This is a genomic window from Bradyrhizobium sp. LMTR 3 (genome assembly GCF_001693485.1).
Classification (GTDB): Bacteria; Pseudomonadota; Alphaproteobacteria; order Rhizobiales; family Xanthobacteraceae; genus Bradyrhizobium.
Window position 1 is genome coordinate 253,063 of record NZ_MAXC01000002.1, and the last position, 13,871, is coordinate 266,933.

At 64.2% G+C, this 13,871-nt stretch carries 15 protein-coding genes; 13 read left to right on the forward strand and 2 right to left on the reverse strand.

Going from position 1 to position 13,871, the window contains the following annotated elements; genetic code table 11:
• Window positions 1-26: 26 nt before the first annotated feature.
• Both LMTR3_RS02840 and LMTR3_RS02845 read left to right on the forward strand, forming a co-directional pair.
• Window positions 27-887 (forward strand): 23S rRNA (adenine(2030)-N(6))-methyltransferase RlmJ, encoded by an 861-nt coding sequence (locus LMTR3_RS02840; protein WP_065743562.1) that lies wholly within the window; start codon window positions 27-29, stop codon window positions 885-887.
• Window positions 888-1,149: 262 nt separating this feature from the next.
• Complete coding sequence (locus tag LMTR3_RS02845) at window positions 1,150-1,365, forward strand: cold-shock protein (protein WP_028350729.1); 216 nt, start codon at window positions 1,150-1,152, stop codon at window positions 1,363-1,365.
• 165 nt (window positions 1,366-1,530) lie between these two features.
• On the opposite strand, the gene LMTR3_RS02850 is transcribed toward LMTR3_RS02845, so the two are convergent.
• The gene (locus tag LMTR3_RS02850) at window positions 1,531-2,157 is read right to left on the reverse strand and encodes an outer membrane protein (protein WP_065743563.1); all 627 of its coding nucleotides are present in this window, start codon (window positions 2,155-2,157) and stop codon (window positions 1,531-1,533) included.
• A 219-nt stretch (window positions 2,158-2,376) separates the two neighbouring features.
• Here LMTR3_RS02850 and uvrC point away from each other — a divergent pair, with 219 nt between their 5' ends.
• The 9 genes from uvrC to LMTR3_RS02895 all read left to right on the forward strand — a co-directional run bounded on the left by uvrC (window position 2,377) and on the right by LMTR3_RS02895 (window position 11,515).
• Window positions 2,377-4,443, forward strand: coding sequence for an excinuclease ABC subunit UvrC (gene uvrC / locus LMTR3_RS02855; RefSeq protein ID WP_065743564.1), 2,067 nt, complete (start codon window positions 2,377-2,379; stop codon window positions 4,441-4,443).
• 102 nt (window positions 4,444-4,545) lie between these two features.
• Complete coding sequence (pgsA, locus tag LMTR3_RS02860; RefSeq protein WP_028350726.1) at window positions 4,546-5,160, forward strand: CDP-diacylglycerol--glycerol-3-phosphate 3-phosphatidyltransferase; 615 nt, start codon at window positions 4,546-4,548, stop codon at window positions 5,158-5,160.
• Window positions 5,157-5,408 carry a molybdopterin converting factor subunit 1 gene (moaD, locus tag LMTR3_RS02865; protein ID WP_065743565.1) on the forward strand — a complete coding sequence of 84 codons (252 nt, stop codon included), beginning with the start codon at window positions 5,157-5,159 and terminating at the stop codon, window positions 5,406-5,408. Before pgsA ends, moaD begins: the two co-directional genes overlap by 4 nt.
• Window positions 5,409-5,415: 7 nt before the next feature.
• Window positions 5,416-5,883 carry a molybdenum cofactor biosynthesis protein MoaE gene (locus LMTR3_RS02870; protein ID WP_065743566.1) on the forward strand — a complete coding sequence of 156 codons (468 nt, stop codon included), beginning with the start codon at window positions 5,416-5,418 and terminating at the stop codon, window positions 5,881-5,883.
• A complete protein-coding gene (gene prmB / locus LMTR3_RS02875; protein WP_065743567.1) occupies window positions 5,883-6,848 on the forward strand; it encodes a 50S ribosomal protein L3 N(5)-glutamine methyltransferase in 966 nt (321 codons plus the stop codon). The genes LMTR3_RS02870 and prmB overlap by 1 nt, the downstream gene beginning before the upstream one ends.
• Window positions 6,849-6,952: 104 nt before the next feature.
• Window positions 6,953-8,299, forward strand: coding sequence for an omega-aminotransferase AptA (aptA, locus tag LMTR3_RS02880; protein WP_065743568.1), 1,347 nt, complete (start codon window positions 6,953-6,955; stop codon window positions 8,297-8,299).
• Window positions 8,300-8,401: 102 nt separating this feature from the next.
• Window positions 8,402-8,983 (forward strand): phage holin family protein, encoded by a 582-nt coding sequence (locus tag LMTR3_RS02885; RefSeq protein ID WP_065743569.1) that lies wholly within the window; start codon window positions 8,402-8,404, stop codon window positions 8,981-8,983.
• 189 nt (window positions 8,984-9,172) lie between these two features.
• Window positions 9,173-10,645 carry an EAL domain-containing protein gene (locus tag LMTR3_RS02890; RefSeq protein ID WP_065743570.1) on the forward strand — a complete coding sequence of 491 codons (1,473 nt, stop codon included), beginning with the start codon at window positions 9,173-9,175 and terminating at the stop codon, window positions 10,643-10,645.
• Window positions 10,646-10,660: 15 nt separating this feature from the next.
• Entirely contained in the window at window positions 10,661-11,515 is an 855-nt protein-coding gene (locus tag LMTR3_RS02895) for a TIGR01459 family HAD-type hydrolase (RefSeq protein ID WP_065743571.1), read from the forward strand.
• 167 nt (window positions 11,516-11,682) lie between these two features.
• On the opposite strand, the gene LMTR3_RS02900 is transcribed toward LMTR3_RS02895, so the two are convergent.
• Complete coding sequence (locus LMTR3_RS02900) at window positions 11,683-12,078, reverse strand: response regulator (RefSeq protein WP_028350718.1); 396 nt, start codon at window positions 12,076-12,078, stop codon at window positions 11,683-11,685.
• Window positions 12,079-12,296: 218 nt separating this feature from the next.
• Here LMTR3_RS02900 and LMTR3_RS02905 point away from each other — a divergent pair, with 218 nt between their 5' ends.
• Window positions 12,297-13,277 carry a bifunctional riboflavin kinase/FAD synthetase gene (locus LMTR3_RS02905; RefSeq protein ID WP_065743572.1) on the forward strand — a complete coding sequence of 327 codons (981 nt, stop codon included), beginning with the start codon at window positions 12,297-12,299 and terminating at the stop codon, window positions 13,275-13,277.
• Window positions 13,274-13,828: a sugar O-acetyltransferase gene (locus LMTR3_RS02910; protein ID WP_065743573.1), complete on the forward strand. Its 555-nt coding sequence runs from the start codon at window positions 13,274-13,276 to the stop codon at window positions 13,826-13,828. The genes LMTR3_RS02905 and LMTR3_RS02910 overlap by 4 nt, the downstream gene beginning before the upstream one ends.
• Window positions 13,829-13,871 lie beyond the last annotated feature (43 nt).

Genomic DNA, 13,871 nt, shown 5'->3' on the forward strand with positions numbered 1-13,871 from the left:
CTTCTCCAATTGGTCGGCCGATTGCCATGAACTACCGACACGCCTTTCACGCCGGCGGCTTTGCCGATGTCATCAAGCACATCGTGTTGGTACGCATGCTGACCTATCTGCAGGAAAAGCAGGCCCCGTTTCGCGTCATCGACACCCATGCCGGCGCCGGGCGCTATGATCTCAACGCTGAGGAGGCGCGCCGCGGCGGCGAATGGCTGACCGGCATTGCGCGAATAATGCAGGCGCGGTTCTCGGAAAGCGCGCTGCCGCTGGTGACCCCCTATCTCGATATCATCAGGGCATTCAACGCGCCGGGCCGGCTCGAGGCCTATCCCGGATCGCCACTGATCGCCCGCGCTCTGCTGCGGCCACAGGACCGCCTCACGGCCTGTGAAATCGAGCCCAATGCCCGCAGGCAACTGATCGATGCACTTCGCCGCGACAGCCAGGCGCGGGTGGTCGACCTCGACGGCTGGACGGCGTTGCCGGCGTTCGTGCCTCCCAACGAGCGGCGCGGCCTGGTGCTGATCGACCCCTCGTTCGAGCAAAAGGACGAATTCGAGCGGCTGTCCGGCGGATTCGCCGAAGCCTACGCGAAGTGGCCGACCGGCAGCTATCTGATCTGGTATCCGGTGAAGAGCCGGCGCGCCACCGACACGCTGGCACGGCTCGTCGCAGGCGCTGCCGCGGCCAGCAGGCCGGCCGGGAAATGTCTGCGGCTTGAATTCAGCGTTGCGCCGCAGGAGCCGGGCGGCCCCCTCGCCTCCACCGGCCTCTTGATCGTCAATCCGCCGTGGACGCTGGCCGGTGAGTTGAAGACAATTCTCCCCGAACTCGAAAAACCGCTCGGCCAGGGCGGGGCCGGCCGGTTCAGGCTCGAAACGCCCAAGCCGTGAGCCTCGGCACGGCCGGTGAAAAGTGCGAATCGCCGTAGGCAATTTACGCGAAACCGTATTATGCTCAGGCCGTTGGGACTGGCTTTACGTTCCGCTTCCGCGAATGGTTGCGGCGGAGTGATCAAGGCCGAATAAAAATCCGGGTTGATCGGCGGCGTGAATCCGATCGGCTCAGGTGGCCAAGCTTCCGGCAGCGAATGTCCGGTCGGCCGATACGCGACGTGCGTGTAACGGCGGAGCAATACGGGGGAGGAGTTTCCCGATGGCCATGACTGGAACAGTCAAGTTCTTCAATGGAGAACGCGGCTACGGCTTCATCAAGCCCGATGACGGCGGCCGCGATGTGTTCGTGCACATCACCGCTGTCGAGCGGGCCGGATTGAAGGATTTGACTGAAGGGCAGCGCATTACGTTCGAGGTCGAACCGGACAAGAAGGGCAAAGGCCCCAAGGCGGTCAACCTGGTGATTTCATCGTGAGCTGACGCTCGCGTTGAACGCGGACTGAATTCTCGCTGCGAAGATCGCGCTGGGCATGGCGTCGCCGTCCACAGCGTCGAGATTTGCAATGCCCGCGGCCTGAAGGCAAAAAAATCCCGGCGACTTGCTGCCGCCGGGAGTCGGTAGCCGACAGTTTCTTTGTTCTCAGAAGTGATAGTTCACGCCGGCCCGTATCAGACCGAACCGGTAACCGTTCGACGCGCCTGTAATGACGAAGTTGCTGTTGGCCAGATCGACATAGAGATATTCGATCTTGGCGCTCCAGTTCGGAGCAAGGCCCACCTCGGCGCCGGCGCCGAGCGTCCAGCCCGCATTGGTATGGGATTCCGTCAGGCCAAAGGTGGTGGCGCGCAGTTCGCCGAAGGCGAGACCGCCGGTGCCGAAGAACAAGACGTTGTTGAACGCGTAGCCGGCGCGGCCACGAATCGTGCCGAACCAGGGATTGGAAAATTTCCATGGCGCGAAGGTTTCTTCGGCGCCGGTCGCCTGGATATCGCCTTCGAGACCGAACACCCACGGTCCGCCGTTCTGCCAGTTGTAACCGGCCTGAACGCCGCCGACGAAACCGGACGGCTTGGCCGGGTTGTTTGCAACCGAACCCCAAGCGTAGCCGAGGTTGGCGCCAAGGTAGGGACCGGCCCAGCTATCGGGACGATACAGTGACTGAGGGAGGGTATTGGGCGCGCGCGATCCGTAGAGGTCGGCCGCCTGCGCCGACAAGGTCCAGCCTGCAGCGATCAGCGCCAGCGCCCCCGATACACCCCTGCTCATCACGCAACCCCACGCAACTGCCGCGACCATGCCGGACGACCGGCCTGGTTACGGAACTCCACCTTTTCCGCTAAGATTTATCGAGAGTTTTAAGTTAAAGGGTTGTTAAGCCGGATTAGCCGCCCGCTCATCATTCTTAAGGATCCGTTACCGGCGCTCCCTCGGCAACGCGCGCCGCGAGCGCTGGCGATGCCGCCTCGCAGCACTTAATTTAGGTCCATGGATCACGATTCTACCGACCATCCGAAGCCTCCGAGCAGGGCGCGGCGGGGTTCCCAGCCGGATTTGCCGCCGCCGGACCCGACCGCCGCCGATGTCGATCCCGCAACTTCCGCTGCCGAGGAGGACGACGAGGCTCGCTTGCCGGAAGCGCCCGAGGAACCCGGTGATGCAATTGCCGAGGGCCCGCTGGCGGTCGGCCACGCAGCCATCGAAAACGCGGTGCGGCTGGCGCCGACCTCTCCCGGCGTCTACCGCATGCTCAATACCGCCAGCGACGTGCTCTACGTCGGCAAGGCGAAAAACGTACGCAAGCGGCTTGCTTCCTATGCCCGCGCCAACGCGCCCTTGCCGGCGCGCATCCTGCGGATGATCGCGGCGACCGTCACGGTCGAGATCGTTTCCACCACGACCGAGACCGAAGCGCTGCTGCTGGAAGCCAACCTGATCAAGCAGTTGCGGCCACGCTTCAACGTGCAGCTACGCGACGACAAATCGTTTCCCTATATCCTGATCACAGGCGACCATTGGGCGCCGCAGATTCTCAAGCATCGGGGCGCCCAAACCAGGCCCGGACGGTATTTCGGGCCGTTCGCATCCGCCGGCGCCGTCAACCGCACCATCACGGCGCTGCAGCGCGCGTTCCTGATCCGCTCCTGCACCGACGGCTTTTTCGAAAGCCGCACGCGGCCCTGTCTGCTGTACCAGATCCGCCGCTGCTCCGGGCCCTGCACCCGCGAGATCGACTTCCCCGGCTATGGCGAGCTGGTACGCGAAGCGACCGATTTCCTGTCCGGCCGCAGCCATGCGGTGAAGGAGCTGCTCGCAGCCGAGATGGAGAAGGCATCGAACGAGCTCGAATTCGAGACCGCGGCACTCTATCGCGATCGTCTCGCCGCGCTGTCGGCGATCCAGTCGCAGCAGGGCATCAATCCTCGCACCGTGGAAGAGGCCGACGTGTTCGCCATCCATCAGGAAGGCGGCTATTCCTGCGTCGAAGTGTTCTTCTTCCGCACCGGCCAGAACTGGGGCAACCGCGCCTATTTTCCGCGCGCGGAAAAGTCGTTCACGCCGCAGGAAGTCTTGGCCTCGTTCCTCGCGCAATTCTACGACGACAAGCCGCCGCCGAAACTCATCCTGCTGTCGCATGAGATCGAGGAATGCGCGCTGCTGGCCGACGCCCTGTGTGTCAAGGCTGGCTACAAGGTTGAAATCTCGGTGCCGAAGCGCGGCGAGAAAAAGGAACTGGTCACGCATGCGCTGACCAATGCGCGCGAGGCGCTTGGCCGCAAGCTCGCCGATACCGCGACGCAGAGCCGGCTCTTGGAGGCGATGGCCGCCACGCTCGGGCTGCCGCAGGCGCCGAAGCGCATCGAGGTCTACGACAACAGTCACATCCAGGGCACCAACGCGGTCGGCGCAATGATCGTGGCGGGACCGGATGGCTTTATCAAAAACCAGTATCGCAAGTTCAACATCAAGTCCGAGGGACTGACGCCCGGCGACGACTACGCGATGATGCGCGAAGTGCTGGAGCGGCGCTTCAAGCGGCTGTTGAGGCCGCCGGAGGGCGACGCGGCCAAGGCCAAGGCCGACGATGACTCGTTTCCGCAATGGCCCGACCTCGTCATCATCGATGGCGGCCGGGGACAGCTCAACGCCGTCAGGGAAATTTTCCAGGGTCTGGGACTGACCCAGGTCTCCCTGATGGCCGTGGCAAAAGGCCCGGACCGCGATGCCGGGCGCGAAACCCTGTTCATGCCGGACCGCGAAGCCATCAAGCTCGAACCACGCGATCCCGTGCTATATTTCATCCAGCGGCTGCGCGACGAGGCGCATCGCTTCGTGATCGGCTCGCACCGCAAGCTGCGGAAAAAGGACATCCGGGAAGCGGGCTTGCAGGAAATTCCGGGCATCGGCCCGTCACGCAAACGTGCCTTGCTGCATCACTTCGGAACACTGAAGGAGATCGAGCGGGCCTCGATTGCGGACCTCGGCAAGGTTCCAGGCGTTAGCGCCGAAAGCGCCCGCAAGATCTTCGAGTTTTTCCATGCACAGGCGGGTTAAGGGGACTTCGCGTCGAGACGCCTGTCATTTGGGCGTCGCCTGCGACAGATGATCTAAATCCGCACGGTTGACCTTCACGCTCCAGCGGTATTGGTAAGACGGATGAACATCGCTACAACCAGGGGGCAGGCCAAGACCCTGTCCCTGCCGAATATTCTAACCTACGCCCGTATTGCCGCCATTCCGGTGGTGGTCGGCTGCGTTTTTGCCCAATCCATCCAGGACGGCCCGCTGTGGCTGCGCTGGGTAGCGCTGGCGGTCTTCCTCGCCGCCGCCGTGACTGATTACCTCGATGGCTACTATGCGCGAATTTGGGACCAGCAGTCCGCCTTTGGCCGGATGCTCGATCCGATCGCCGACAAGCTCCTGGTAGCGTCCTGCCTCTTGATGTTGGCAGCCGATAGCAGCATCCATGGCTGGACCCTGTGGGCCGCCATCGTGATCCTGTGCCGCGAGATTCTGGTCTCGGGCTTGAGGGAATATCTCGCGGCGTTGCGGGTCAGCGTACCCGTGACCAAGCTGGCCAAATGGAAGACCACGATCCAACTGGTCGCAATCGGTTTCCTGATCGCGGGCGAAGCAGGCGAGCAGCTCCTGCCTGCGACCACCCTGATCGGGATCGTCCTGCTGTGGATGTCGGCGCTCTTCACGATCTACACCGGCTGGGACTATTTCCGCGCCGGGATCCATCACCTCATCAAGGAGGATGAGGGATGAGGGTCAAATATTTCGCCTGGGTGCGTGAGCGGGTCGGCGTCGCAGAAGAAACCATCGAACCGCCGGCCGACGTGCGCACCGTTGCCGATCTGATCGGCTGGCTTTCCAGCCGTGGCGAGACTTACGCTCATGCCTTCGAGAAGCCGAAGGTGATCCGCGCCGCGATCGACCAGGCCCATGTCAAGCCCGATGCCGTGATATCCGGCGCGCGCGAGATTGCGTTCTTCCCGCCGATGACCGGCGGTTGAGCTGCCTATGTCCGTCACCGCGACCATTCGCATCCAGGAAGCGGATTTCGACGCTGCGCAGGAGATCGCGGCGCTCACCGGAGGCCGCACCGATATCGGCGCGGTCGTCACGTTCAGCGGCATCTGCCGCGGCAGCGAAAACGGCGAGCCGATCGCAGCCCTGACGCTCGAGCATTATCCCGGCATGGCCGAGGCCGAGATCGGGCGCCACGCCGACGAGGCGCTGTCGCGCTGGCCCTTGCAGGGCCTCACCATCATTCACCGGTTCGGCCGCATCGCGCCGGGCGAGAACATCGTGCTCGTGGTAACCGCCTCACCGCATCGCCAGGCGGCCTTTGAAGCGGCGGAATTCCTGATGGATTATCTGAAGACCAACGCGCCGTTCTGGAAGCGCGAGGAAAGCGAAAAAGGCACAAGCTGGATCGAAGCCCGCGATCATGACGATGCCGCAGCCGCGCGCTGGACCAGGTCCTGATGGCCAAGCGCACCAAGCCGGCGGCGAAGCGCGGCCAGACCGCATCGAGACTTCCCAAGGTCGGCGCGGGAGAATTGCTGACGCCGCTCGATTTCGTCCGCTATGCCGTCAGCCGCTTCGTCGAGGCCAAACTGGTATTTGCGCACGGCACCACCGATCCGCTTGCCGAAGCCGCGTTCCTGGTCTGCGAAGCGCTGCACCTGCACCCCGACCAGTTCGAGACATTCGCGACCACGCGCGTCACCGCCGCCGAAGGCGAGAAGATCCTCGATCTGATCGCGCGCCGCGTCACCACGCGAAAGCCCGCCGCCTATCTCGTCAACAAAATCTACATGCGCGGCCTGCCCTTTTACGTCGACGAACGCACCATCGTGCCGCGCTCCTTCATCGGCGAATTGCTGGACCAGCACTTCGGCCGCGACGGCGATGACGAGGCCGGCTCGCTGATCTCGGACCCTGACACGGTGGAAAGCGTGCTCGATCTCTGCACCGGCTCGGGCTGCCTCGCCATCCTGGCCAGCCGGAATTTTCCGAATGCGGCGATCGACGCCGTGGATATCTCCAAGGATGCGCTCGAAGTCGCCGCGCGCAATGTCGGCGATTACGGGCTTCAGGACAGGCTCACGCTGTACCGCGGCGATCTGTTCAAGCCGCTGGGGGACAAGCGCTACGACCTCATCATTTCCAATCCGCCCTATGTCGACGCGGAGGGCATGGCCGGCCTGCCGCGCGAATGCCGTGCCGAACCGAAACTCGCCTTCGATGGCGGCTTCGACGGGCTCGACATTGTCAGGCGCATCCTCGACGAGGCGGTCGCGCACCTGACGCCGCAGGGTGGGCTATTATGCGAGATCGGCCGCTGCCGCCCACAACTGGAAGCCGCCTATCCGCAACTGCCGCTGCTCTGGCTCGATACCGAGGAATCCGAGGGCGAAGTATTCTGGATCGCGGCGACCGATCTCTGAACTGTCGATTGCGCGAAAATATCACGTCGTGGTGGCGTTCCCGTATCGCGACGAAACTGGTACCTTGGGGCAAATCCGACGTTCGAGCTGAAAAGAGGCCTTCCATGCTGGACAAGAGCCCCCGCCCCACCCCCGTCAACGTTCCGAACGATCTCGCCGCGCACTGGATGCCGTTCACCGCGAACCGGGCGTTCAAGAAGAACCCGCGGCTGCTCGCCGGCGCGAAAGACATGCACTACTTCACCGTCGACGGCCGCAAGATCATCGACGGTGCCTCGGGCATGTGGTGCACTAATGCCGGACACGGCCGCACCGAGATTTCGTCGGCGATCGCCAAGCAGGCCGAGGCGCTGGACTACGCGCCGCCGTTCCAGTTCGGCATCCCGCAGGCCTTCGAACTTGCGAGCCGCATCGCCGAGCTGGCGCCCGATGGGCTCGACCACGTCTTCTTCTGCAATTCCGGATCGGAAGCGGCCGACACCGCGCTCAAGATTGCGCTGGCCTATCACCAGATCAACGGCCAGGGCAGCCGCATCCGCCTGATCGGACGCGAGCGCGGCTATCACGGCGTCGGCTTCGGCGGCACCTCCGTCGGCGGCATCGTCGGCAACCGAAAACTGTTCGGCTCGCTGCTCACCGGCGTCGACCATCTGCCGGCGACCTATGACCGCGAGAAGCAGGCGTTCAGCAAGGGCGAGCCGGAATACGGCGCGCATTTCGCCGATGAACTCGAGCGGCTCGTCAACTTGCATGGCGCCAACACCATCGCGGCGGTGATCGTCGAGCCGATGGCTGGCTCGACCGGCGTGCTCCCGGCACCGAAGGGCTATCTCAAGCGGCTGCGCGAGATCACCCAGAAGCACGGCATCTTGCTGATCTTCGACGAGGTCATCACCGGCTATGGCCGGCTCGGCTTTACCTTTGCCGCCGAACGCTACGGCGTCACGCCCGACATGCTGACCTTCGCCAAGGGCGTCACCAATGGCGCCGCGCCGATGGGCGGCGTGCTGGTGCGCGACACCATCCATGATGCCTTCATGAGCGGCCCGGAACATGTGACCGAGCTAGCCCATGGCTACACCTATTCCGTGCATCCGCTGGCCTGCGCCGCGGCTCTCGCCACCCTCGACATCTACCGCGACGAAAAGCTGTTCGAGCGCGCGCGTGAGCTCGAGCCGAAATTCGCCGACGCCGTGATGTCGTTGCGCAACGAACCGGGCGTCGTGGATATCCGCACCGTCGGCCTGACCGCCGGCATCGATCTCGCGCCCCAGGCCGACGCGCCGGGCAAGCGCGGCTTTGCCGGGCTCAACAGCGCCTTCCACGACCATGATCTGATGCTGCGGGTGGCCGGCGATACGCTGGCGCTGACCCCGCCCTTGATCATCACCGAAGACCAGATCGGCGAGATTATGGACAAGGTCGCCAAGGTGATCCGAGCGACGGCGTAGGCGCCAGCGTCCGCTCTGACCGGGCAGGAACATTCGAAACGACCCTGCGTTCATTACCTTTGGCGGAGGCGATCCTGCCTCCGCCAGCGGAGGATTGCGGAAATGCTCGCGCCTTCGAGCGGCTTGCTGCGCGCCGGGATCAAACTCAAGCTGAATCAGGTCAAGCTGGCGACGCGGTCGTATTTGCGCGATCGGACCCATCAGGCGACCGGAACGATGACTTCCTATGCCATCGCCGCAGGCCTGTTCGCAGCAGCGGGCATTTTCCTGATCGCCGCCTGCCTGGTCGGCATGACCGCGCTGTTTCGCTGGATCGAGATCCATTACGGGCCGTTTTGGGCCTTCGGCGCGATCGGCGCATTGCTCGCGACAATCGCCGCGATTTGCGCCGGGCTCGCCGCCGCCAAACTCAGACAAAGGCCGCCGCAGTTTCCTTCGCTTACAAGCCGCCTGCGCGTGGCGATCAAGGCCAGTCCGATTGAACCGGACCAGATCGAAGCGACGCGGGACACCGCCAGGTCAATTTTGCAGGCGGCCTCGGCACCTCCCACGCGCAGCCGTGCTCGGCGCCGATCCCCGGGAAGGGACACCAGGCATCTGCAGGCCGGTCTTATCCTGATGGCGACATTACTGGGCCTGGCGGCAACGCGACGGCGATGGCATGCGCGGCACTCGGACGTTTGACGGCGCAACGGCGCTGGCTATTGCACCGCTTTGATCGCAGGTTCCGACCGTGTTCAAAGAACACTAGCTCTGCGAATCAACATTGATGCTAAGGTTGCGCCGCCGGGAAAAGCGCAAGTCAGACGATGCCTGAAACTTCCGTGTTTTCCCGGGGGAGCACAGTTCGGACCTGAAGGCGTAGCGCGCGACATGATTCGCATTTCGACCATTTTCATCGCCATCTGCATGGTGCTGGTTGCAGCCTCGCTCGGCCTCGTCCTGCATGCGGTGGCGGGCTTCAACGGCACCGAATCCGCGATCGTGGCGCTCACCGCGCTGACCTTCCTGATCCTCTACAACGCCGTGTCGATGCGGCTGCGCGACCGCTCGGACGTCGGCGGTCAGATCGCCGATCTTTCCCGCGGCACCGCCGACCTCGCCCGTCAGGTCGCCGAATTCGGCCGCCGGCTCGCCGCCGTCGAGGGCCGCCTGGTGTCGGCGAACTCCGCAAGCTCCGACCGCATCCAGGCGGTGGTCGGCGAAATCAACGAGCTCGGCGTCCTGGTCAAGCAACTGGCCGTCTCGGTGGCGGGCCATGAGGATCTCTTGGCCTCGAGCGCGGCCGCGGCGTCCCCCGCCCCGGCCGGCCGCCCGGATCCCGAACCTCCGAGCGAACCGGCGATCGCCGCGGAGCAAGCCGCGCCGATCGTCGCCAAGCCCGTACCGGCTGCTGCCGCGAGGCCGGCAGCGGCTGCAATTGCCGCGGAAGCCGCCCCTCCCTCGCGCAACCAGCCGCAACTGCTTGCCGCGGTGAAGAACGCCGTCGAGGAAAACCGGCTCGACATCTACCTGCAGCCGATGGTGACGCTGCCGCAGCGCAAAGTGCGCTTTTACGAGGCGGTGACGCGGCTGCGCGACGACAGGGATCAGATCCTCGCCGCCGATGATTTCATCCCCACCGCCGAAGCCGGCGGGCTGATCGGCAAAATCGATCACATGGTGATGCTGCGCTGTATCCAGGTGTTGCGCCGCCTGATGGTGCGCAACAAGGATGTCGGCGTGTTCTGCAACGTCTCGGCGGCGACGCTCGGCAACGCCGCCAATTTCGCGCAATGCCTCGACTTCCTGGAGGCCAATCGGGCGCTGGCGCCCTCCTTCGTGCTCGAATTCAAGCAGGCGACGTTCCGCCAGCTCCGCCCGACCGAAATCGAGAATCTCGCCGCGCTGTCGCAGCGTGGTTACCGCTTCTCGATCGACCATGTCACCGACTTGCGGATCGAGCCGCGCGACCTCGCCGATCGCGGCGTCCGTTTCATCAAGGTGCCCGCGGCGTTGCTGCTCGATCCCAAGCAGAGCTCGACCTCGGACATCCACCCTTCCGATCTTTCCGACCTGCTCGGCCGTTTCGGCATCGACCTGATCGCCGAGAAGATCGAGGGCGAGCGCGCGGTGGTGGACCTGCTCGACTATGACGTGCGGTTTGGACAGGGCTTTCTGTTTGCGCCGCCGCGGCCGTTGCGGCCCGAGGGGGCATCTGCTACCGGCGGGGCGACACCGAACAAGGAATCCGGCAGCCCCAATGGCCTCAGCAACCCCGTCCCCATGGTCAGCCAGGCCGCAGAGCCGCCGATGCGCGCGACCGGCAATGCCGCGTTGGCGCGCCGTGCCGCGGGACCGGGCTAAGAGGCTTCCGACATCATGACCTCATTGCGCTTCGTCGAGCGGCTACGCGACCTCGTGGACGGCGTCGAGGTCATCCTGTCCGATATATGGGGCGTGGTGCACAACGGGCTGGAGTCCTTCCCCGAAGCCTGCGAGGCGCTGCACACCTGCCGCCAGCGTGGAGCTACCGTCATCCTGATCACCAACGCACCGCGGCCGGCCGATTCCGTGCAGCGGCAATTGCGCAAGCTCGGTGTCGCCGATGAAACCTACGACGCCATCGTCTCTTCCGGCGACCTGACCCGGAGTTTCGTCGCCGATCACCCCGGCAAGAAAATATTCTGGATCGGTCCGGAACGGGACTCCTCGATCCATCGCGGGCTCGACGCTGTGATGGCGCCGCTGGAGCAGGCCGACTACATCATCTGCACCGGCCTGTTCGACGACGAAACCGAATCGGCGGAAGACTATCGCGCGATGATGCTGCAGGCGCGCGAGCACAAGCTGCCGCTGATTTGCGCCAATCCCGACATCGTCGTCGAACGCGGCGACCGGTTGATCTATTGCGCGGGCGCGATCGCCGAGCTTTATCGCGAGCTCGGCGGCGAGGCGATCTTCTACGGCAAGCCGCACCGGCCGATTTATGAACGCGCGATGGCGCTCGCCGCCGAGCGCCGCGGCCATTCGGCGCCGCTCGACCGCGTGCTGGCCATCGGGGATTCCGTGCGGACCGATCTCACCGGCGCGCACGGCTTCGGAATCGATTGTCTTTTCCTCACCCGCGGCATCCATTCCGAGGAGTTCGAGGGCATCGACCAGCTCGACCCGGCCTCGGTGAAGGAGCTGTTCGGACATCCACCCCGCGCGCTGATGCGGGAGCTGCGGTGGTAGGTGCATCGCTGCACCGGACTCAAAATTGCGAAAACAACCCCATGCAAAGTAGAAATGGGCCTTACGTCATCCGAAAATGCAAGACCTGGCAGGGCTCATGAGAGCGCAGCATGCCCGGGATGGGGCCGGGCATCACGAGAATTGAAACGAGCTGGAGATCAGACGCCTTACGCCGTCGCCATGTCCGGGAAGACCGCCTCGATCTTGGTCTTCAGCGTCGCCGCGTTGAACGGCTTGACGATGTAATTGTTCACGCCGGCCTTCTTGGCAGCGATCACGTTCTCGGTCTTGGATTCCGCCGTGATCATGATGAAGGGGGTGGTGGCGAGATTGGGGTCGGCGCGGACTTCCTTGAGCAGGTCGTAGCCGGTCATCGGCTCCATGTTCCAGTCCGAGATCACCAGTCCGTATTTCTTGCTGCGCATCTTGTTCAGCGCGGCCGAGCCGTCGCTGGCGTCGTCGATGTTGTCGAAGCCGAGCTGCTTCAAAAGATTTCGGATGATGCGGATCATGGTGCTGTAGTCATCAACCACCAGAACCGGCATGGACAAATCAACCGCCATCTTTTCCCCCACTCAACGCTGACGCCACAAATTATGGATAAGCCTGCGCGACCCGCAGTCCCTCCCCCATCTGTAGCATCAGCCATTAAACAGCCCGTAAACGGGCGAAGCCGGATTGCATCCGTTTGGGCCAACCCGCCCCGCTTGACTTCAGCAGGCCCCCCGCGTCACGGTCCGGCCGCGTTCACCGAGCTCGAAACTCCTGAAGAATCCCTGAAATGACCGGTTTTACCGTTATCCGAGACACCACCCCTGCCGCCGACATCCCTCGCGGGGCGGTGGTCGCCATGGGTAATTTCGACGGCGTCCATCTGGGCCACCGGGCCGTGATTGACGCGGCCTTGCGGATGGGCCACGCCCACGGCAAGCCGGCCTTTGCGGTTACTTTCGAGCCGCATCCGCGCAGCTTTTTCAGCCCGAACAGCCCCCAGTTCCGCCTCTCCGACGAGACCAACAAGCTGCGTCTGCTGGCCGGAACGGGGCTGAACGGCGCGGTCGTGATGACCTTCGACAAGACCCGCGCCGGAACCTCGGCGCAAGATTTCATTCACCATGACCTGATCGGGCGGCTCGGCGTCAGCGGCATTGCCGTCGGCTACGACTTTCATTTCGGCAAGGGCCGGGCCGGCTCGCCGAGCCTGTTGGTCAGCGAGGGGCCGCGGCTCGGCATCGAGGTCGACGTCCAGGCCCATGTCGATATCGAGGAGCGGCCGGTGTCCTCCAGCGCGATCCGCATGGCGCTGGCGGAGGGCCAGATCGACGAAGCCACCGCCATGCTGGGCGGGCCGTGGTTCGTCAGCGGCGCGGTGATCCATGGCGAGAAGCGCGGCCGTGACCTCGGATACCCCACCGCCAACATCCGCCTCGACAAGAATTGCAGCCTCAAGCATGGCATCTATGCGGTGCGGGTCGGGCGCGGGCAAGGAAAGGATCATGTGCGCTTCGACGCTGTCGCAAGCTTCGGCCGCCGCCCGACTTTCGACAACGGCGCCCCGCTGTTGGAAGTGTTCCTGTTCGACTTCGACGGCGACCTCTATGGCGCGGTGCTCGATGTCGCCTTCATCGGCTTCATCCGGGACGAACTTAAATTCGACTCGATCGACGCGTTGATCCGGCAGATGGACGACGACAGCGCGCACGCCCGCGCGCGGCTCGCTGCCGCGCCCGATGCGTTTCCGAGGCTCGGAGTGATCGATTGAGCAAGACCGAAAAGGAAAAGATGCTGGCCGGCGAACTCTATCGCCCCGGCGATCCCGAACTGCAGGCGGACGCCGCCGCCAACAAGGCCTGGCTCGCGCGCTACAATGCGGCGCTGGCTGCGCCCGTGTCCGAGCGGCATGCGCTGCTATCGGCCCATTTCGGCCGTGTCGGCACCAGCGCCGTGATCCGTCCGCCGTTCTTTTGCGATTATGGCTACAATATCCGGCTCGGCGATGAGGTGTTTCTCAACTTCAATTGCGTCATCCTCGACGTGGTCGAAGTGACGATCGGCGACCGCACCCAGATCGGACCGGCGACGCAAATCTACGCCGCCGACCACCCGCGCGACGCCGAAACACGGCGGACCGGCCTCGAATTCGGCCGACCGGTGCGAATCGGCAGCGATGTCTGGATCGGCGGCGGCGCCATCATCCTCCCCGGCGTCACAATCGGCGACGGCGCGGTGATTGGCGCCGGCAGCGTGGTCACGCGGAATGTCGGCCCGGGCGTGATCGTCGCGGGAAACCCGGCCCGGTCGCGGCAGGGCTGACAGTCCGCCGCCAGCAGGCTTTGCGATTTCCTCGGTTGGCTGC